Below are 19,372 nucleotides of genomic sequence, written 5' to 3' on the forward strand. Positions count from 1 at the left end.
ACATGCGCACCAGGCTGAGCAGAACCGCCAGGCCGAGCATGCGCAGCAGGCCCGCCAGGCCGAGCAAGCCCGGCAAGCCGAGCACGCGCACCAGCTTGAGCAAGCCCGGCAAGCCGAGCAGGCGCACCAGCTTGAGCAAGCCCGGCAAGCCGAGCAGGGCCATCACGGCGAGCAGAGTCGGCATGGCGAACAGGGCCATCACAGCGAACAGGGTCTTCACGGCGAGCAGAACCGGCACGGCGAACAGGGTCTTCACGGCGAGCAGAACCGGCACGGCGAGCAGAATCGGCAGAGCGAGCTGAGTCGGCAGGGCGGGCACGCGCATCAGGCTGAGCAAGCGCGGCGGGCCGAGGAAGCGCAGCTTGGCCAGTCTCGCTTTGCGGCCGAACAGGCTCAGGCGCAACAGGGTCAGCCTCGTTACGGTCTGGCCGAGCAGGGGCGCCATGCCGATGGGTGGCAGGCAACCCGCCGCGAGGCCGAGCCGAGCCGGGCCACCGATCTTTGGCGGTCCCATCGCGGCCAAGCCGAGCAGGGTCGCGCCACTGAGCTAGGGCTTGGTGCCCAAAGCACGGCGGGGCAAGGCTTTGTCGGCCACGATGCGTTGGGCGAACGCGGTCACGCTGACCACACGCGGGCTGAGGCGGGCCAAGCCGATCACGCAGGCGATGCCGATGGCCTGGGCCAGCCGGAGGACAGTCTCGACGTTTTGGGCGAAGCAGACCAGAGTGCCGAAAGTGGCCTGGATGCGCTGAACCAGACCGATGACAGCACAACCGAGTCTGAGGACGAGCTGGGTCAGGCTGGATCGGGCTGGGCCGGTGGAGGCTTCACCGAGCGTGGCCGCAGCGGCGAAGACGCGTTGCCGCGCCGAGGAGGCGACGGCGAGGCGGGTTCGCTGCCGCGGCGCAATGCCGATGACGGGGCCAGGATGATGGCCAGCGAGTTTGGCGGTAGCGACGCGTCGGAACACAGCAATGGATTCGCTCGGCATTTCCGGGACAGTGGTATTCCGGCGCAACGGGAACCGGAGTCGGAGCAGGCTGCGTCGATCACGGAATAGCCACTGACTGTCCATTGTGGTCAATTGACGCCGTAACAGGGCGTGGTTTGTTCTTCAATTGTTGGAATCATCATGGCCGTCGTGTTCGGGCTGATCCCTGCCCGCGGTGACGCCGGCTGGCGCGCTGGCTTCGCCTGATGCAGGCATCACCGATATCCGCACCCTCCAGCTGATCCGCCTCAATTGTGATGACGAGGCCGAGCATGGCTCGGACGAGGTGGAGATATACCTAAACGGCAACTGGGCGAGATCGTGAAGACCTACTTCGGTTTCCATGGCACGCACTTTCAGTACAGGTTCACGTACCGCGTGGATTGACAACCTCCTCAGGCCCGGTTTCGCTGCCATCCACCGATCGATATACTCGCGCAGTTCGCTATAGAGGTTCCTATCCCTAAAGAGGAAACGCATATGCGTCCTAAAAGCAAGGTGGGCACGTGGGCGAGGATGTTGGCGGTATGCGCCCTCGGCGTGCTGACCACCGGAGTCTTCGCGGAGCCGGCCTTCGGCGCCACGGCGACAGCCCAAGGACTCACCAACTTCGGCCTCGCCATCGGCGAGGGCTCGGGTGCGCCATCCAAGGCCAAGGACTTTGACGTCACGTTCAGCGGCGCTGCTGACGCGTCGATCGAGTTCCGTAACGAGAAGTCCGACGGCTCCGGCAATGTGATCGCCGGGACCAGCCCTGTCACCTGGAATTTCAGGGGCGAGGGCGACCCTTGCGACACTCAGGCGGACGGCTTCTGCCACCTTTTCGAGGGTGTGAACGAACAGGAAATCGACGTAAGATTCCGCGCCGCCAGCACGGTTGAGGCATTTGCCAAGTTCACCGTCGTCTTGCGTGACGGAACGACCGTGTTGAACTCCACCTCCATCATCATCTCGGTGCTCGATGGGCCTGACGTCGGCAGTGTCTTCCCGCAGACGGTCTATGACGAGAGCTGCCCGCTCGTTGATGAGATCAAAGAGGGGCCATGCGCGGTCGGCGACAAGATTGACTTCACGGTGACGGCGCGGAATGTCGGCGCTGAACCCATTGTCGGCGTCCGGGTGCGACTCGAGTTCTCCAGCGGGATCGAGCCGGCGCGCGACGGCTCCGGCAACCCGATCGACGGCTGTGTCTACACCAAGGGTGCCAGTACCCACATCACTGTTGTGGTTTGTGAGCTGCCCGATGTGACGATGCTGCGGACGGATACGAAACCGTTCGAGTTCGATCTTTCCTCCGGTGCCGACGGCACCATCACCGGTGACGCCTTCGGCGACGAAGAGGTCTGTTTCGAAGTCACCTCGCTGAAGGACACCCAACTGGTCTATCCGACCTCTGGGCCCTGCCAGCTGGGCAACGTGGGCGTGCTCTCGGGAGCGGCCGCCCTCAAGCAGATCGAGGACATTGACCCGCAGGACAACTGGGGCTTCGTCGCGATCCAGAACGTGGCAACCCAGGTCTTCGACCTGGCCGCGATCGGCGACAACGTCAGCGGCGGCATCGGTGACGAGGTCAGTGCCAAGGTTGGCATCGCCAACCGGGGCACCGGCGCCATCGACACCTATCGCACCAAGCAGCCGGCGAGCCGTATCACCGTCAAGATTCCCACCGGGATCCAGGTGCAGACAGCGCCGCCCGGGTGCACCAAGCAGACCAGCTTCTGGTTGTGCAGCCAGCCGGGGTCCTTCCTCGGTGCGGGACAGTCCTTCATCTTCACGTTCAAGTTGAAGATTGTGTCGAGTTCGCCTGACGGTGAGGTGTCCGTTAGGGAACCAGGCGTCGACACCCGTGACGGCAACGCCGCCAACGACCAGGCGGGCCTGCGGGTGGGCAGCAGCGGCATAGGCGGCGGACTGCCCGTCACGGGTCTGCCGGTGCTCACCGTCGCCATCATCGGCACCGCATTGTTGATTGTGGGCATCATGGTGTACCACTTCACGCGTCGCCGGCGCCCGGAAAGCCTATAGCCATCCGTCACCGGCTTAGGCCCGCCGATTTTGATCGGCGGGCCTAAATGCTTGTATAGAGGGCCGATTGACGTCATCCTCGGCCGGATAGAAAATTTCTTCGTCCTGAGGGGATGTGTGTGACGTGGACACCGAGTTGATCGGCGGCCGCTACCGGCTCGACGGCGAGCTCGGTTCGGGGGGAATGGGCACCGTTTGGCGGGGCTTTGATGAGCTGCTGGCTCGGCCAGTGGCGGTCAAGGAGATCCGCTTCCCCCTGCACACGTCGGCCCAGGAGCATGCCGAGCTGACCGCCAGGGCCATGACCGAGGCCAGGGCCGCTGCCGCCCTGACCCACCCGGCCATCGTCGCGGTGCACGACGTGACCATGCACGACGGCCGACCATGGATCATCATGCAGCTGGTGCCCGGCCGTTCCCTGCAAGAGGTGGTGAACGAGGACGGCCCGCTCAGCCCCGAGGAAGCCGCACAGGTGGGCTTGCGCCTGCTGGATGCCTTGAATGCGGCGCATGCGGGCGGGGTGACCCACCGGGATGTCAAACCTTCCAATGTGCTCATGCCGGGCGGCGGCGAGACCGCCATGCTGACCGATTTCTCGATCGCCAAAGTCATGGGTTACGGCACCACCGCCACCAGCATGCCGATGGGGTCGGCCGGATACGTCGCGCCGGAGCGGATGCTCACCGGCGTCAGTGGACCCGAAGGTGACCTGTTCGGCCTCGGCGCAACGCTGTTCTTCGCCCTGGAGGGAAAGGGCCCGTTCCACCGCCCGGACGCCATGGTGGCGATCCTCGCCGCGGCAATCGATCCACATCCCCGCCCGCAAAATGCCGGCTATCTCACGGCGGTGCTCGACGCCCTGCTGATGAAGGATCCGCGTCAGCGAGCCACCTCGGCCCAGGCCCGAGCCATGTTGCTGCAAGGCCCGGTGATACAAGCAGCCCCCCAGCCCCCGGCCCCACCCCCGCCATTCTCTGCGCCGCCCGTAGAGCCGCCAGTTTCGTCGCCGCTCTCTGCGCCGCCGGTGGACTCGCCGCTTTCCGGGCCGCCACTGGGGTCGCCGCTTTCGGCGTCGCCGGTGGGGTCGCCGCTCTCCGGGCCGCCGCTGGAGTCTCCGCTTTCCGCGCCGCCGGTGGAGTTCCCGCTCTCGCCGTCACCTGTCCCGTCGCCGCAAGCCGGGTCGCCGCTCGCGCCATCACCTGTCGCGCCACCCGTTTCATCTCCGCCTGTCGGGTCGCCGCTTTCGCCACCACCAGTTTCAGCCCCGCCCGTCAGGTCGCCGGTTTCGCCGCCTGCGTCGGTTCCGCCCGCAGGGTCGCCGGCCTCAGCACCGCCTGTCGGGTCGCCGGGTTCGCCTCCGCTCGCTGGGTCGCCCGTTTCGGCTCCGCTCGCTGGGTCGCCGGGTTCGCCGCCGCCCGCTGGGTCGCCGGGTTCGGCTCCGCTCGTTGGGTCGCCGGGTTCGCCTTCGCCCGCTGGGTCGCCCGTTTCGGCTCCGCCCGTTGGGTCGCCGGGTTCGCCTCCGCCCGCTGGGTCGCCCGTTTCGGCTCCGCCTGTAGGGTCGCCGGGTTGGCCGCCGCCCGTTGGGTCGCCTGTGGCGGCACCGCAGGCTGGGGCGCCGGTTTCGGCTCCGCCGGTTGGGGGGCCGAGTATTGGGGCGGCGGGGGTTGTTGCGCCGCCTGGGTCGACGCCACATGCTCCGCCGGTTGCCGGGTCGCTGGGTTCGGTGTCGGCGGTGGTTGGCGGGTCGGGTGGAGACGCTGCGGCTGATCCGCCCACGTTGCACGGGCGGCCGTGGAACAAGATACAGAGTCCGGCTGGGTTCAGCCGGGGGCGCGCGACCGTGCCCAAGCCGCCGCCGGCCCGGGAAGCGGTTAAGGAACACCCGCATGCCGATCCGGAGCCGCAGCGGCGCAAGGAAGAGGGCGGTCGATCGCGGCGGGGTTTGCTCGTCGCTGGGGCTGGGCTGGTGGCGGCGGCCGCGATCGGCGGAACAGCTTGGGTGCTGCGTGACCGCGGGAACGGACAGCAGCCGCCCGGCGGGGGTGGCTCGCCCACACCCAAGGCGAAGTCCAATGTGGAGGTTCTGGCCGGGCACAAGGATCAGGTGTGGGCTGTTGCCTGGGCTTCGGACTCAAAGAGGATCGCTTCGGCGTCGGCGGACTTCACCGTGCGGCTGTGGACGACCACCAGCGACGCCGCCACCCGTGTGCTTACCGGGCATGCCGGTGAGGTGTGGGCGGTGCAGTGGTCCCCGGACGGCACCCATGTGGCCAGCGGCGCTGCGGACAACACCACCCGTATCTGGGATGTGCAGACCGGCGCGGCCAGGACGCTGGACCATGACCAGGCGGTCCGGGCGGTGGCCTGGTCTCCGGATGGCCGGCTGCTGGCGACCGGCAGCAACGATCGGAAGATCCGCATCTGGGAGGCCGCCTCCGGGCAGCTGGTGCACACGCTGGTCGGGCACCAAACCGCGGCCCTCGCTTTGGCCTGGTCTCCCGACGGGAAGGCGCTGGCCAGTGTTGGCGATCTCGGCGACCAGGCAGGCTTTCTGTTGGGAACGGTGATCGCGGCCAGGGTGTGGGATCCTGTCACCGGTACCCAGAAAATGGAGATTGTCACGGGCAAGAAGGCGGCTCCGGGGCCGCGGATCCGGCTGGCCGTGGCGCAGCGCAACATCTCACCGGCCACGACGTCGGTGGCGTGGTCGTGGGACAGCACGCTGCTGGCCACCGGGAACGATGCGTTCACCACCTGGCTGTGGGACGCCAAGAACGGGCAGCAGCTTCGGGTCCTGAGTGGACACACCGACATCGTGAATGCGGTGGCGTTCAAGCCCGGTGAGCCGCTGCTTGCCACCGCCAGCTCGGATCAGACGATGCTGCTGTGGAATGTGGGCAGCAGCACCGTCCTGCGCACGTTCAACGGGCACACCGATGCGGTCAACACGCTGGCTTTCTCGCCCGACGGCAAGTCTCTGGTGAGCGGAAGCTCGGACAAGACGCTGCGGCTGTGGTCCGCGGTGGCGTGAAAGCCTTACCTGTCAAGAACTCGGCGCGGAAGCCGCGTGGATGCGCGACACTTCGGCCTTGATGTCGTCCAGCGATCGGCTCAGGCCCGCCTGCATCCCCTTGAGCTCGTTCATCAGCTGATCGCCGGCGGACGCCGCATCGAGGTTCAAGGCCTGCTCCCCGTAGGTCTCTCTGAGCACGGCCTGGGTGTGCGCCTGCAGATCAAGGCTGGCCGCCTTGGCGGCGGTCAGCACGTGGGCGGACAGCTCGGCCGATCCCAGGCGCATCGCCTGTGCATCGATGACCACCTGTGACAGGGCGCCGGCGTTGTCGACGGTCACCTCTACCAGACCGTCCGCGGCGCTGCCTCTTCCGGTGAGTTCACTGAGCTTGGCCACCAGCTCCTGCATCGCTTGCAGGCTGGCGCCATCCTGTGGGCGAAGCCAAGACAGGCCGCTTTCCGGCGACGTCATGGGTTAATCCTCTCTGGCGATGATCAGACGGCGGTGGTGGTGGTGCCAGTGCTGCCCTGGTACTCGCGAGACCAGGAGAAGTCACCGGAATCGTTTCCCCCGCCCGAGGAGAACAGGTTACCGACCGAGGAAAAGTCGGTGACCGATGCCTTGGTCAGAATGGTGTCCATGGTGCCGCTGAACTTGTCCGGGTCGGGCTTCGTTCCCACCAGCGAGCACATCTGCTGGCCGACCTGGTCCAAGGTGCTCTTGGTGCCACCAATCATCTGTTTGATTATCATCGGCACCGTCGTCCCGATCATCTGGATGCCCGACTCCGCGAACGCGGCCGTGAAAGGGTTGGCGCGCAAGGCGTTCAGGATGATGAGGATGGCCAGGGTGATGGTCGCCGTGATGAGCAGGTTGGTGTAGAGCTGGCCGTAGGCCTGGGCGGCCTGGCCCAGCATGCCGCCAACGCCTTCCAGGACCCGCTTGAGCTCCATCAGCTCCTGCTGGTAGGCCGCTGCTGCCTCGGCGAAGGCAGCTCTGTCCTGTGTTGTCCAGCCGTGTTCGGTGTAGGAGACCGCGGTCTTGACCGAACGGGCCACCTCTTCCAAGTGGTTGCCCAGCTCGGCCCATTGTTTGCCGGCCTCGCCGATGCCCTCCACATTGGCCACTGCGCGCGCCGCGTCGAACGCGGCCTGTTTCATGGCCGGCGCGATATAGGCGCAGCCGCCTAACATAGCAATCGCGACATAGATCCCGGCCGAGGAGCCGCCACCATCGCCGCCATCGCCGCCGCCGCTGGTCTCCATATCGCTCATCTCGGCACCTCCTCGATCGTGCTCGCCTCGTCGGCCGCCTGCCACTGCTTGATGGTTTTCTTCAGCCGCTCGCTGAATTCGGTGAGCTTGGCGGCGGATTTCTCGAGCTTCTCCTGTGTTGCGCGTTTGGTCGCCGAGTGCGAGCCGGCCAGGCTGCCACCGATCACGCCGAAGCCGGGGAAGCTGATCTCGATCGCCCCCACGCCTTCCTTGACCCGGTTCAGCTGCATCATCGTCGGTCCGCTCAACTGGCCTTCGGCCCGCTCGATCGCTTCGTACTGCACATGTCCGCCACCTGCGGGGACTGTTGTCATATCAGTCATCGCCCTTAGCTCAGGACCGCGCCCGACGACTGGCCGTCCTGGCCGGACGGATCATCGTCGTTTTCGGTCAGCCAGTTGGAGTTTGGGTCGCTCTCGCCGATCCCGCCGATGACCCCGCCGTAACCGGAGCCCATCGGCGTGCTCATGTGCGTGCCCATGCCGGTGCCCATTCCGGTGTGCATGCCCGCGCCCGGGGTGGCGCCCAGACCGGGGCCCACGCCGGTGTGCATGCCCAGGCCGGTGTTGATGCCGGGCGTGCCCGTGCCCATGCCCATACCGGTGTGGACGCCGGGTGTGTTCATCATCGACACCGGCACCCCGAAGGAGGCGCCGGTGTCGGAAGGCCCGGCACCCGGTGCCGGACCGATGCTGGACAGGTTGCCGGCGGAGTGGAAGGTGCCGTCAGCCTCTGCGCCGAGGGCGACCGCCACCGGCAGCTCGGTTTCCTCGATGTCGGCCAGGTCGAGGACCCCGAGCTCGGCCACCACGTAGGTAGCGTTGTCGGCCCGATCGGTGTCTTCGTCGAGGTTCAGGTCTTTGTCGGGCCGGTGCTTGCTCGGCCCTTGCTTGACCGTGACGGTCTCCTCCTGCACCACCATCATCGGCTCGGGCTGTGCCATCGGCAACGCGGGCAGCAGCGCCGCCGCGGCGTCGTAGGCGGCCGACAGCTCCCGGTAGACCCGGCGGGCAACGTTTTGCTGCTCCTGGAACAGCAGGGTGGCCTGCTCCAGCGCCTGCGGCGCGGGCAGCCACGGCTCCCTCTCGACGACGTCGGCATGGACCGCCTGCTCGAAGTCTGCATTGGACGGTGCGACCCCGCCGGCCGAATCGCGGCGCTGGTAATGCACCCGGAAGACCTGACCGCCCAGCCGCACCGGCACCGGGATGCGTTCCTGGTGGGAGCGCAGCAGATCGGCGGCAAGGCGCAGGGCGTCGACGATGGCGCGTGCCCCGGTCGCGGCCAGGCGCATGTCGGCGACGATCCTCTCGATCGCGGCTCGGTACGCCGCGAAAGCGGCCCCGTCCCAGCTCTGCGCCAATTCGCCCAGCGCGTCCTCGATCGTGGTGGCCTCGTCGTGCCACCGGCGCACCAGATGCTCGTAACGGTCCGCGGCATCGCGCACGTATCCGGGCCGCCCGTCGCAGATGACCCGCTCCACGACCTCGGCCCAGAGCGGGTCCGGCTCGGTGATCCTGGCGTAGGTGCCGAGGTTGTCCGAATCCATCAGCTACCACCGCCCTGGTGGCGCATCAGCGACTCGTTTTCCCACTCGGTCTGCCGGTAGTTCTCGGCGGCCTGCTCGAGCAGGGCCGGGGCCTCGCGAAGCTTTTCCACGGTCGCCGCCATGGACTCCAGCAACTCGGCCCTGGCCGCCGCGTACCTTTCGAAGATGCCCGCCGCGCTAGCGAAGGAGCCCAGACCCGAATGCTGCCACTGATCGGGCAGCACGGACCTGATCTCGGTCAGCACGCTGCTGATCTCCAAAGCATTGTCGAGGCTGACCTCCAGCAGGCGGGCATGGGCGTCAAGAGCGGGCGGATCCACCGCCGATTGTCCTGTGACCGCCTCTGACATCGCTCACCCGTCTCCCCTGCGGTTGCGCCTCCACCCTCAGCAAGGCTGCTGGACGACCGAAGGGGAGACTAGTGGGCTAGCCCGCGATTTCCCCAGGGTTTTCCCTACCGTGCCGTGCGGGCGGGGCCGCTAGTCTCGTGACGTGCTGCGCCTTCCCGCCGTGGCGGCATTGGCCCTGACCTGGTCGGTGCTCCCGCCACCGCAAACGATCGGTTATGCGGCCTGCCGCGCGCCCACCAACGCCGCGATCGTCGCCACGACGGTCAAGGAAACCCCGTGGCCGCTGAAAAGACTTGGTCCGCAACGGGTCTGGCCGCTGACCAAGGGCGCCGGCGTCACCGTCGCCGTGATCGACTCTGGCGTGTCCGCTGCCCATCCCGCTTTCGCTTCGCATGTCAAGAGCGGATTCGATCTGGTGGACTCGGCCGGTAACGGCACCTGCGATGAGAACGGCCACGGCACCATCATCAGCGGCATCATCGCGGGCGCGCAGCGTCCGGGCTCCGAGTTTTACGGCATGGCGCCCGAGGCGCGCATCCTTCCGGTACGCATCACCAGCCAATCCGACGAGATGAGCGGCACCGAGCTGGCCGCCCGGACGGCCGCCGCCATCAGGTGGGTGATCAAACAGCCCGGTGTCAAAGTGATCAATTTGTCGTTGCAGGTGTCCGAAGCGGACGAGGGGCTGAGCGCGGCGATCGCCGAAGCCGTCGACGATCACGACATTGTGGTGGTCGCCGCGGCCGGCAACGTCACCCAGAACACCCCCGCGGGGTCGAAGGTCTGGCCAGCCGCCGACGACCGGGTGATAGCCGTCGCCGCGCTCGACACCCGCGACTTCGTGCTGGCGTCATCGCTGACCGGGCCACATGTGAGCCTGGGCGCGCCCGGCTGGCACATAGAGGGCCCGCTGGCCGGTGGCACCGGGATGGGGCTGGCCCCCGATGGGGGCACCAGCTATGCCTCGGCCTACGTCTCCGGCACCGCCGCGCTGATCCGTGCCTACAAGCCGGAATTGTCGGCGAGCGATATCCGGGGGCTGCTGCGGGAGACCGCGGATCAGCCCGGTCAGGTCGTCAATCCCTATCGGGCGGTGGTGAAGCTTAGCGGTCCTGGGGTGCTGGGGGTCAAGCCCAGCCGGTCGTTCACCCCCGATCAGCTCACCGCGATCTGGGTTTCGATCGCGGGCGTGGGCATGCTGGGCCTGGTTCTGGTGATCCGCCTGATCACGCGGACCGCGGTGGAGTGAAAGCCCGGCCATCCTTTGTGGACGGCCGGGCCGGGTTGCCCATCTCCCTATTCGAGCACTGGCGGAGCCGACTGGCCGTCACGGGCCCGGTTCCAGGAGTCGCTGTCGTCGGTGAGCCAGGTGGAGTAGCCATCTTCGCCACCCGCCCCGCCGGCTCCGGCTCCGGCGCCCATCGGCATGCCCATGCCGCCACCCATGCCGCCGACGCCAGGTGGCAACGCGCCCGCCAGATTTACCGGGGTACCGAAAGCAGCTCCGGTGTCTGAGAACTTCGCGCCGCCCGCGCCCAGCCCGACGCCGCCCGCCGAACCGGCGAGGCTGCCGCCGCCCGCTCCGGCCAGGCTGCCGCCCGTGCCGGTGCCGGACAGGTCACCGAAGCCGGGACCGTCGCCCAGGCCGTTGAGGTCGTCGGGGTTGAGGTGGGTGGGGTCGCCCAGACCGCTCGGCGGACGGTAGTAACCCCCGCCGCCGCCGATGTCACCGGTGGTGTTGTTCGGGGTGTAGCCGGACGGGGTGATGACCCGAGGCGGCTCCACACTGTCCGGCGCGGAGGCGGCCGCGTTGGCGTAGTCGCTGGACAGGGACCGGTATTGGTCCCGGGCGGTTCCGGTGTGGTCGTTGATGACGTCGCTGAGCCAGTCGAGAAAGTCGAAGAAGAACGAGAAGAACCCGCTGTCCTCGGCCTCCTTGCGCAGGGCCTCTTCGATGCGGTGATCGGTCAGCTCCAGCCCCTCGTGGTGCGCCCGCACCACATCCGCGGCACAGTCGCGGGGGATCGGGATGACCTGCTGGTAGGCGTAGAGCCGGTCGGCGGCCTGGCGCAAGGCGTTGCTGATGCCGCCGTAGGCGTTGGCCTCCTCGATGATCCGGCGGAGCTCGGTGGCGATGCCGGCCACCGAACGCTGGTAGTTGTCGAAGGCCGGGCCGCTCCAGTGCTGGCTGAGCCACTCGAGATCGCTGTCGATGTTGTTCGCCGCGCTGTGCAGCTGGGTGAACACGTCGTCGTAGATGTCCGCGGCGTGGCGCAAATAGTTGGGCCGCCCGCGGACGATGACCCGGTTGACCACCTGTGCCCAGGATGGCTCCCCCTCGGGCCATGGTGGTTTCACGGCGCGGTAGGACTGTGCCATGGTCAGACCTCCCCGGGGGTCATCGTGTCGAGGTTGGCGCCTTCCATTTGGCGGTACTGGTTGGCCATTCGCCGGGCGCCCTGCGCGGTGGCCTCCAACGTGTTCAGGGTCGCGCCCAGAGAAGCCTTGAGCGTCTCGATGACCTGCTTGTGCTGGGCGAAGAACATCTGTGCCCGCATGAACGCGCCGAAACCGGAGTCGTCGGTGTCATCGTGGATCCACTGCTCGACCGAACGCAGGTGGTTGTCAATGCGTACCAGATGATTCCAGGACGCCTCAAGCCTATTGGCATGCTCATCGATGGCGTCGGGATCGATCTGTACTTGCGCGCCGTCTAGTTCAGACATCGGCCACTCCTAAGCACAATGTGGTTATTGATGGGGTTCTCATATGTCGCTCCAGGCGGTTTGAATCGTCTGGGTACCGTCGCGGCGCACCAGATGGCCGCGTCCGGCGGGTAGGGGGCCGGGGCGCAGCTTGCCGACGAGCGGGCCTTCGTCTGCGGGGCCCGACATCAGCAGCACCGGGGTTTCGATGTTGCGCATCTGTGTGATGACCGACTCGTGGATGGCGCGCCCGGCGCCGCTTGCCCGCCGGGCGAGGACCACGTGAAAGCCAATGTCAGCGCCTTGGGAAAGCAGATCCGCCAACGGTCCCAGCGGGCTGCCCCCGCCACCGACCAGATCGTAGTCGTCGATCATCAGATAGAGGGCCTTGCCTTTCCACCAGCTTCGCTCACGCAGCTGTGCCGGGGTGACGTCGCGCCCCGGCAGCCGCTGGGTGAGGACCGCCCGCAGCTCCTTGATGGTGTCGGTCAGATCGGTGGCCGACGTGACGTACTTGAAAATCATTGGCCCGTCAGCGATTTCGAGCAGCGCGCGCTTGAAGTCGACGAGGATGATGCGGCTCTGGCGCGGTGACTTGAGGTTTGACAGCTCGGTGTTCTGCTCGTTCTCGGCGGTGATCTGCCGGGTGATGTGGCGCAACAGGTTGGTCTTACCGCATTCGGTGTCACCGAAGACGATCAGATGGGGGTCGCGGTTGAAGTCGAGCCGCACCGCGGCCAGCTTGCTCTCGTTGAGTCCAATGAGGATGTTCTCGGCCTTCGCCGGGGGAGACTGCTCGTTGAGCTCGGCGGCGGTCAGCATCTGCGGCAGGAGCCGCACCCGGCGCACCGGCGGTCCCTGCCAGGCGGCACGGGAGCGGGCCACCAGCGCGGCCTGTCCCTCCGACACGCTTTCCGGGTCGTTGACGCCGTCCGTGCGGGGCAGGGCGATCAGATAGTGGTAAGAGCGCCCGCCGAGCGTGGCCAGGCCGCGCCCGGGCCGTCCGGGGGGCACGTTGATGGCGGCCTTGCGGTCCAGTTCGGAGTCGGACGGGTCGCCGAGGCGCAGCTCCAGCCGGGTCCGAAGCGCGTCACGCAGGTTCGAGCGCACGTCGACATAGCGCGGAGCGGTCACCACGACGTGGATGCCGAAGTTCAGCCCGCGGGTGGCCAGCCCGGTGATGATCGGCTCGAGCGACTCGAACTCCTCCCGCACCGTGGTCCAGTTGTCCACCACCAAAAACACGTCGCCGAACGGGTCATCGGTCACCGCGCCGCTGGCCCGCTTCTTGCGCCACTCCGCGATGTCGGTGCCCAGCTCGGCGAAGCGGGCTTCCCGCTCGTCGAGGATCGCGGTGACCTCGGAGACCGTGCGCCGCACGGCTTCGATCTCGCGCCGGTTGGCCACCCCACACACGTGCGGCAGGTCGTCGATGCCGCGCAGCGATCCGCCACCGAAGTCGAGGCAGAAGAACTGAACCTCGGCCGGGGTGTGGGTCAGCCCCATCGAGGTGATGAACGTGCGCAGCAGGGTGCTCTTGCCCGTGCGGGTGCCGCCGATGACGAGGATGTTGCCACCGGCGCCGTCCAGGTCGAGTTCAAGCGGGTCGCGGCGTTGGTCGGCGGGCTTGTCCACCACCCCGATCGGGGTCTTCAGCGTGCCAATGTCCGATGTGGACAGACCCCGGCCCGGTCGCTCGCCCACCACGTCGGGCGCGGAGAAAAGCTGATCCAGCGTCGGCGGCAGGTCCAGCGGATCCAGCCACACCTTGTGCGCCGGAATGCCCTGACCCTTGAGCCGCTCCACGATGATGTCCAGCACGGTGGCCACCCGCGAGCCGCCTTCGTCGTCCGCTTCGGCACTTGCCACCACCGCGGGCCTCGGCGCCGCCACCACCTCCGGCTCCTTCTGGATCACCGGGCTGGTGGTGAAGGGCACCACCTGCCGGCTGGCCTCGGCCACCGCGCCGGCCGAATCACCTACGGCCTTGCGGCGGTACGGGCCGGAGATGTAAGCGCCGCGGAAGCGCAGAAGCGTTGACGGATCAGGCTTGAGGTAGCCGTGGCCGCCACCCTTGGGCAACTCGGCGGCATCGCTGACGCCGATGACCGCGCGGCTGTCGGTGGCGGCGTCGGTGCGCAGGCCGATCCGGTAGGACAGCAGGCTGTCCAGGCCGCGCAGCTTGCCCTCCTCCAAACGCTGGCTGGCCAGCAGAATGTGCACGCCGAGCGAGCGGCCCACCCGCCCGATCTGAAGGAACAGATCGGCGAAGCTCGGCTTGGCGGTCAACAGCTCGCTGAACTCGTCGCAGATGATGAGCAGGCTTGGCATCGGCGGCAACGGCTTGCCCGCCATGCGATCCTTGGCGTAGTCGTAGCGCGAGACGTAGTTGCCCTCCTTGCGCAGCAACTCCTGCCGGCGCACCAGCTCGCCGCGCAGCGCCTCCTCCATCCGGTCGACCAGCGGCAGCTCGTCGGATAGGTTGGTGATGATGGCACTGGTGTGCGGCAACACATCCAGCGAGGCGAAGGTTGCCCCGCCCTTGAAGTCGACCAGGACGAAATTGAGGTCCTCCGAGGAATGGGTGACCGCCAGCGCCGCGACGATGGTGCGCAACAGCTCGCTCTTGCCCGAGCCGGTGCCGCCGATGAGGATGCCGTGCGGGCCCATGCCCTGGTGCGCCGACTCCTTGAAGTCGATGTCCACCTTGGAACTGTCCGGGGCCAGGCCCAGCGGGATCTTCAGCCTGTCCCTGTCTTCCCGGGGCTTCCATAGGGTACGCAAGTCGAAGTTTTCGAGATCGCCAAGGTTGAGCAGGGAGGCGAAATCGGTGCTGACCGGTGCGGCGTTCGCTTGCGCCTTCACCGCCAGCTTCCATGGCGCGAGCCCGCGGGCCACCGCGTCCGCGGCCGCCTGGCCCAGGGCGTCGGCCCGGCCGAGCGGCGAGGTGGTTTCCCCGTCCACTCTGCTCAGCACACCGTCGGCCCCGATTTCCAGGCTGATCGCGCGGCCCGCTCCCCTTACCAGGACGCCGGAGATGTCCAGCAGGGTCACCCCGGGCACAGCGGCGCGGCGCAGCAGGGAAGCGGCGGGGGCGTCGCCGCCGTCGCAGAGCACGACGATGTGCGGAATGGCCACCCCGCCCGCGCCGACCCGGCTCGACAGCTGATCGCGCAACGCCTCTTCCAGCTCCATCAGGCTTTCGAAGACTAGCCGGACCGGCCCCGCGGCATCGGAGCGCCCACCGTGCTGCACATGGGGCAGCCACTTGAACCACTCCCACTCGGCTCGCCGATCGTCGGCCACCACGGCCGCCACCTGCAGCTCGCCCGGGGCGTGGAAGGTCGCCAGCTGGCACAGCATGGCCCGGGTCAGATCGAGGGTGCGCGCGCGATCGCCACGAAGCAGTACCCGGCTAAATGCCTTCATTGCCAACGCGATGGGCAGATCGTCCACCTGGGCGTGGGCGCGCAGAAAGCGCCGCAACGCGATCGCTGTCAACGGCTCGAGGTCCTCGATGGGCTTGGCCTCGGCCACAATCAGGCCAATCGCAGCCTTTTGCGCGCCGGTCGCCAGACGGATCTGGGTGAAATCCGGGTCGTCGGGACGGCGTTCCCAGATCCGGCCCGCCTCCACCATCGACCACAGCGCGGCCGGATTCGGGTGCCGCCACAGCAGAGCTTCCCGTTGCGCCGCGGCGGAACGGCGCACCCGCCGCCGGGCCTGGCCCAGGTGGCGCAGGTAGTCGCGGCGCTGCGAGTTCAGCTCGGCCCGTTTGGCCCCGCCGCCGGCGAAGAACCCCACGACCATCCCCAGCAGCGAGGCCACGAAGAGCCCGCCACCGAGATACATCCGGGTGGAGCTGCCGCTGCTGGAGAGCATCAGCGCCATCGCGCCCATGCCGCCGAGCATCGGCACCATCATGAACACCTGGCCCAAGCCGCGCGGCAGCTGCTTGGTCAGCTCAAGGGGTGGCTCCAGCCGCAGCTCGTCCTTGGGCGGTTTGGGGCCCGGCTGCCGTGGCGGTCTGGGAAACACAGTCGTGGTCAACGGATCCGCCCCTGAGATCTTACGTCCGGCTGCTGCGCGAACGGGCCATTGTCTATAGTCTTGCGGACACCGGTCAGCCGTCGACAAAGATCAATCGGAGACCCAACGTGACAAGTGTCCTCAACGATGCCATGAGCCGCGTGACGATCGTGGCCCCCACGGTGCGGGTCGATCTGGCCCTGCCGGTGGAGGTGCCGCTGGTGCACCTGCTGCCGACCCTGCTGCGCTATGTCGGCGCCGATGCCGCCAAGGAGTCGGAGGCCGCCGGCGGCTGGTCCCTGGCCCGGCTCGGGCAGGCGCCGTTCAATCCGGAGCGTTCGCTGAGCCAGCTGCAGGTCCGCGACGGCGAGTTGCTTTATCTGCAACAGCGCGACGAGGCCGCGACGGAGGCCGTCTTCGACGACGTTGTCGATGCGATCGCCACCAGCCAGCAGCGCGCGGGCGTGTGGCAGTCGGCGTCGGCCCAGCCCTTCGGCCTGGTCACTGGCGTGTTGATGCTGGCCGGAGGCCTGGCTGCGCTGATCCTCAGCGGAGCGCCGCTGCAGCTGCCCGGCATCGGCGCGCTCAGCTGCGCTGTGCTGCTGATCCTGGCCGGGGTCGCGGCTGGACAGACCAAGAATCCTCGGGTCTCGCTGGTGCTCACGCTTTTCGCGGTGCTCTATTCCGCGGTCGGCGGGCTGATGATCCTGGCCGGGGACAAGGCGATCACCCAGCTCGGTGTCCCGCATGTGCTCGTGGCGGGCACGGTGGCCACGGTGGCCGCCGCCATCACCGGTCTGGTGGTGCGCCCACACGGCCCGGTCATGCTGGCCGTCGGCGCGGGTTTCGCGGCCCTGGCCCTGGGTGCCGAGCTGTCCCTGCTGACCGGGCTTTCCCCGGCGGCCTGTGCCGCCATCATCGCGGTGCTGGCGCTGGCGGTGTTGCCGAGCCTGCCGATGCTGGCCTTCCGGATGGCGCACCTGCCAATGCCTTCCGTGCCCACCGGCCCGCGGGATGTGCGCGAGGACGATGACAGCATCGACACCAGCGCCGCCCTGCGCCGAAGCAACCGTGCCGCCACTCTGCTCGCCGCGATGATCGGTGGATTCGCGGTTGTCGAATCCGGCGCCGCCTTCGTCATCGGCATCGACGGGGCACTTCCCGGCCTGTTGCTGGCCGGTGTGCTCACCGCGCTGCTGTGGTCGCGGGCTCGCGCCTTCCACCTGCTCTGGCAACGGTTGCCGTTGCTCGGCGGTGGCCTGGTCGGGCTGGCCGGTGTGCTGATCGGCGCCGACCTGACCCTCAGCGGCAATGCCCGCGTGGCCACCATGGTGTTCCTGTTCGGTGCGGTGGCCAGCGCCGCCTTCGTCAAGGCGCTGGACGGCACGCAGCGGCGCAGCTCTCCGGTTTGGGGCCGCACGGTCGATCTGGCCGAGGCCGCGCTGACGGTCGCGGTCGTTCCGCTGACCGCGTGGCTGTGTCAGCTGTTCGCCTGGATGCAGTCGGCGACCTGAGCCCATGGCCGTCAGTCCCGCCTTCCCGGCGGGCCGAGCAGCTCCTGCTCGATCGGGGTCGGAGTCAAGGACGCGTGGCGGTCTATCTCGCCACCGACGACGGCGACCATGTCGTCGAAAAGCGCCTGCACCCGCATGGCGTTGCGCTGTTCCAGCCGCAACACCGCGGTGGCGATCTCGGCTTCGGAGGACGAAAGACGTTGCAGCAACACCACATCGGCGTCCTTGAGCGTGTTGACGCCGCGCGGGGTGAGCTGACGAAGCAGGGTGAGGTGGGCCAGCCACGGCATCGCGGTGATCGACGCGCCGATCTGACCGAAGTCGTCAAGGATCAACAGCGGCTGGGCGGGTCCACCGATCGCGTAAGGCTGCTGGTCGCCGCTGGTGACGTGCAAGCGATCCAGGCGCTGGGTCGCGGTGCTGCCCAGGTTCTGCCACTGCTGCGGGCTGGTGGTGCGCACGATGACCCTCGCGCCCAGCGCCAGCGCCCGGAAGACGAGTAACTGTCCAAACCAGACACTTCCGACAGCGCTCAGGCGCACCGTTTTGGGCCCGAACATCCGCAGCAGCACTGGACGCTGCCGGCGATCCTCGCCGAGCAGCAGGCCCGTGCTGCGGATCGGGGCGACCAGAGTACCGAGATCCACCGTGGTGGCCATCAGATGCTCCCTGCGGTCGGGGCGCTGGCGTAGGCCGCGGCGGCTTGACGGCCATCGACCGGCTCGGCGCTCAGGTTGACCGCGCGCAGAGCCAACGTCAGCCGGTCGTCGCCGGCGGCCAGCTCCGACAGCGGCATCACCAGCCGGACCAGCAGATCGGCGGTCGGCTGGGTGCCGTACGGGTCTTTGCGCAGGGTAAGCGAAGTGACAACGGTCTGAATCCCGGTGTACACCAGTCGATCGTGCAATTCGGACAGTGGGATCCGTGGCCAGCCCTTGAGCCGCCAGGTGCGGTGCACCAGGCTCTTGCCGTGCCACGCTTGCCACTGTTCATCGACCGTGGTCTGCTGCCGCGGGTCGAAACCGGCCGGGTAAAGCGAATCCAGCAGCGCCGCGCCGAGTTGCGCCGCGTCAAGCGTTTCCACCACGCAGTCGGGCGCCGAAACGGTGGCGACGACATTGCCCAGTGTCGCGGCAAGCGCTCGCTGGACCCCTTTGAGCCCACCACCGCGCGCGGCGGAGGCGGCTGCCGCGTCGCCGCCGGACAGCCGGGCCACGATCCGCAGCGAGTGGTCGGCGACGATGGGCCGATCCGCAATCAGGCTCAGATAGGAACGCCGGCAGGGGGACCCGGTTTCGGCGCCGGGCGCGGGTGCCGGCACGGAGGTGGCCACCACCTGTATGGCGGTGACCGGAAGATGTTCGGCCACAAGAAGCTCGGCGAGGTGCGCCACGGAAACCTGGGTGTGCCGGTTGCCGTCCAGCCCGCGTCCCGGCGCCAGATCGACCGCCGCGAACCAGCCGGCCCCGTCTTCGGCCACACCGATGGTGCGGCCGCGATGGGTGGCATCGGTCAGCCGCAGCGCCGGGGCGATCGCCTTCAGCGCCACCAGCACGACATCGCTTTGGGGCGCTACCGGTGCTGCCGGGGCGGGCGGGGCCGGCGCCGCGACGGCCGCGGCGGCGGCGAACTTCTTGGTCAGGGCCCGGCGCTGCGCCCAGCTGATCCCCTCACGGCGCCTGAACCCGAACACCGCTATCGCTATGGACAACGCCAGCAACGTGCCGGCGAGCCAGAATGTGCCAACGTAATACGCACCGGCTGCCCCGGCCAGCAACGCCTCCAGGAGCAGAATCCTGGCGATCGGCATGCTTCGGCCGGGGACCGAATTCGATCCTGCGGTGCGGATCGCCTCCACTGTGGTCACTGGCTATTGCCTTTCAGGACTTCCAGCCGGGGGTGGCCGATGCGTATTGTGGGCA

16 protein-coding genes are annotated in these 19,372 nt (G+C 68.0%); 4 read left to right on the top strand and 12 right to left on the bottom strand.

Annotated features, from left to right (window positions below; genetic code table 11):
- A partial coding sequence (locus Rhe02_RS43200) for a hypothetical protein (RefSeq protein ID WP_203914340.1) occupies positions 1–514 on the bottom strand: 514 nt, incomplete at its 3' end.
- 33 nt (positions 515–547) lie between these two features.
- Complete coding sequence (locus Rhe02_RS43205; protein WP_203914341.1) at positions 548–991, bottom strand: hypothetical protein; 444 nt, start codon at positions 989–991, stop codon at positions 548–550.
- 480 nt (positions 992–1,471) lie between these two features.
- Here Rhe02_RS43205 and Rhe02_RS43210 point away from each other — a divergent pair, with 480 nt between their 5' ends.
- Together Rhe02_RS43210 and Rhe02_RS43215 are read left to right on the top strand one after the other, a co-directional pair.
- Complete coding sequence (locus tag Rhe02_RS43210) at positions 1,472–3,016, top strand: hypothetical protein (protein WP_203914342.1); 1,545 nt, start codon at positions 1,472–1,474, stop codon at positions 3,014–3,016.
- A 124-nt stretch (positions 3,017–3,140) separates the two neighbouring features.
- Positions 3,141–6,047, top strand: coding sequence for a WD40 repeat domain-containing serine/threonine protein kinase (locus Rhe02_RS43215; RefSeq protein ID WP_203914343.1), 2,907 nt, complete (start codon positions 3,141–3,143; stop codon positions 6,045–6,047).
- Positions 6,048–6,059: 12 nt separating this feature from the next.
- On the opposite strand, the gene Rhe02_RS43220 is transcribed toward Rhe02_RS43215, so the two are convergent.
- From Rhe02_RS43220 to Rhe02_RS43240, 5 genes are read right to left on the bottom strand one after another with little or no spacing between them, the layout of a single operon-like run.
- Positions 6,060–6,500, bottom strand: coding sequence for a YbaB/EbfC family nucleoid-associated protein (locus Rhe02_RS43220; RefSeq protein WP_203914344.1), 441 nt, complete (start codon positions 6,498–6,500; stop codon positions 6,060–6,062).
- A 23-nt stretch (positions 6,501–6,523) separates the two neighbouring features.
- The gene (locus tag Rhe02_RS43225) at positions 6,524–7,303 is read right to left on the bottom strand and encodes a hypothetical protein (protein ID WP_203914345.1); all 780 of its coding nucleotides are present in this window, start codon (positions 7,301–7,303) and stop codon (positions 6,524–6,526) included.
- On the bottom strand, positions 7,300–7,587 hold the full coding sequence (locus Rhe02_RS43230) for a hypothetical protein (RefSeq protein WP_203914346.1): 288 nt from the start codon (positions 7,585–7,587) through the stop codon (positions 7,300–7,302). The genes Rhe02_RS43225 and Rhe02_RS43230 overlap by 4 nt, the downstream gene beginning before the upstream one ends.
- Positions 7,588–7,631: 44 nt before the next feature.
- Positions 7,632–8,852, bottom strand: coding sequence for a hypothetical protein (locus tag Rhe02_RS43235; RefSeq protein ID WP_203914347.1), 1,221 nt, complete (start codon positions 8,850–8,852; stop codon positions 7,632–7,634).
- Positions 8,852–9,202 (bottom strand): hypothetical protein, encoded by a 351-nt coding sequence (locus Rhe02_RS43240; protein ID WP_203914348.1) that lies wholly within the window; start codon positions 9,200–9,202, stop codon positions 8,852–8,854. The genes Rhe02_RS43235 and Rhe02_RS43240 overlap by 1 nt, the downstream gene beginning before the upstream one ends.
- 142 nt (positions 9,203–9,344) lie before the next feature.
- Between Rhe02_RS43240 and Rhe02_RS43245 the strand changes: the two genes are divergently transcribed.
- Entirely contained in the window at positions 9,345–10,451 is a 1,107-nt protein-coding gene (locus Rhe02_RS43245; RefSeq protein WP_203914349.1) for a S8 family serine peptidase, read from the top strand.
- Positions 10,452–10,498: 47 nt separating this feature from the next.
- Here the strand turns inward: Rhe02_RS43245 and Rhe02_RS43250 are convergent, their stop codons facing one another.
- The 3 genes from Rhe02_RS43250 to eccCa are packed head-to-tail and all read right to left on the bottom strand — an operon-like array spanning position 10,499 to position 15,957.
- Complete coding sequence (locus tag Rhe02_RS43250) at positions 10,499–11,581, bottom strand: WXG100 family type VII secretion target (protein WP_203914350.1); 1,083 nt, start codon at positions 11,579–11,581, stop codon at positions 10,499–10,501.
- Positions 11,582–11,583: 2 nt separating this feature from the next.
- Positions 11,584–11,928: a hypothetical protein gene (locus Rhe02_RS43255; RefSeq protein ID WP_203914351.1), complete on the bottom strand. Its 345-nt coding sequence runs from the start codon at positions 11,926–11,928 to the stop codon at positions 11,584–11,586.
- 39 nt (positions 11,929–11,967) lie between these two features.
- Positions 11,968–15,957 carry a type VII secretion protein EccCa gene (gene eccCa, locus Rhe02_RS43260; RefSeq protein WP_203914352.1) on the bottom strand — a complete coding sequence of 1,330 codons (3,990 nt, stop codon included), beginning with the start codon at positions 15,955–15,957 and terminating at the stop codon, positions 11,968–11,970.
- A gap of 107 nt (positions 15,958–16,064) precedes the next feature.
- Between eccCa and eccD the strand changes: the two genes are divergently transcribed.
- Positions 16,065–17,450: a type VII secretion integral membrane protein EccD gene (gene eccD, locus Rhe02_RS43265; protein ID WP_203914353.1), complete on the top strand. Its 1,386-nt coding sequence runs from the start codon at positions 16,065–16,067 to the stop codon at positions 17,448–17,450.
- Positions 17,451–17,461: 11 nt separating this feature from the next.
- On the opposite strand, the gene Rhe02_RS43270 is transcribed toward eccD, so the two are convergent.
- Both Rhe02_RS43270 and Rhe02_RS43275 read right to left on the bottom strand, forming a co-directional pair.
- Positions 17,462–18,109 carry a hypothetical protein gene (locus Rhe02_RS43270; RefSeq protein WP_203914354.1) on the bottom strand — a complete coding sequence of 216 codons (648 nt, stop codon included), beginning with the start codon at positions 18,107–18,109 and terminating at the stop codon, positions 17,462–17,464.
- Entirely contained in the window at positions 18,109–19,317 is a 1,209-nt protein-coding gene (locus Rhe02_RS43275) for a type VII secretion protein EccE (protein ID WP_203914355.1), read from the bottom strand. The genes Rhe02_RS43270 and Rhe02_RS43275 overlap by 1 nt, the downstream gene beginning before the upstream one ends.
- Positions 19,318–19,372: the final 55 nt, after the last annotated feature.

It is taken from the genome of Rhizocola hellebori (genome assembly GCF_016862955.1).
Classification (GTDB): Bacteria; Actinomycetota; Actinomycetes; order Mycobacteriales; family Micromonosporaceae; genus Rhizocola; species Rhizocola hellebori.

Excerpts from the sequence above, each read along its gene's own strand:
- Rhe02_RS43220 (WP_203914344.1), bottom strand. The coding sequence starts at position 6,500 with ATGACGTCGCCGGAAAGCGGCCTGTCTTGGCTTCGCCCACAGGATGGC.
- Rhe02_RS43255 (WP_203914351.1), bottom strand. The coding sequence starts at position 11,928 with ATGTCTGAACTAGACGGCGCGCAAGTACAGATCGATCCCGACGCCATC.
- Rhe02_RS43270 (WP_203914354.1), bottom strand. The coding sequence starts at position 18,109 with ATGGCCACCACGGTGGATCTCGGTACTCTGGTCGCCCCGATCCGCAGC.
- Rhe02_RS43250 (WP_203914350.1), bottom strand. The coding sequence starts at position 11,581 with ATGGCACAGTCCTACCGCGCCGTGAAACCACCATGGCCCGAGGGGGAG.
- Rhe02_RS43240 (WP_203914348.1), bottom strand. The coding sequence starts at position 9,202 with ATGTCAGAGGCGGTCACAGGACAATCGGCGGTGGATCCGCCCGCTCTT.
- Rhe02_RS43205 (WP_203914341.1), bottom strand. The coding sequence starts at position 991 with ATGCCGAGCGAATCCATTGCTGTGTTCCGACGCGTCGCTACCGCCAAA.
- Rhe02_RS43235 (WP_203914347.1), bottom strand. The coding sequence starts at position 8,852 with ATGGATTCGGACAACCTCGGCACCTACGCCAGGATCACCGAGCCGGAC.
- Rhe02_RS43225 (WP_203914345.1), bottom strand. The coding sequence starts at position 7,303 with ATGAGCGATATGGAGACCAGCGGCGGCGGCGATGGCGGCGATGGTGGC.
- Rhe02_RS43210 (WP_203914342.1), top strand. The coding sequence starts at position 1,472 with ATGCGTCCTAAAAGCAAGGTGGGCACGTGGGCGAGGATGTTGGCGGTA.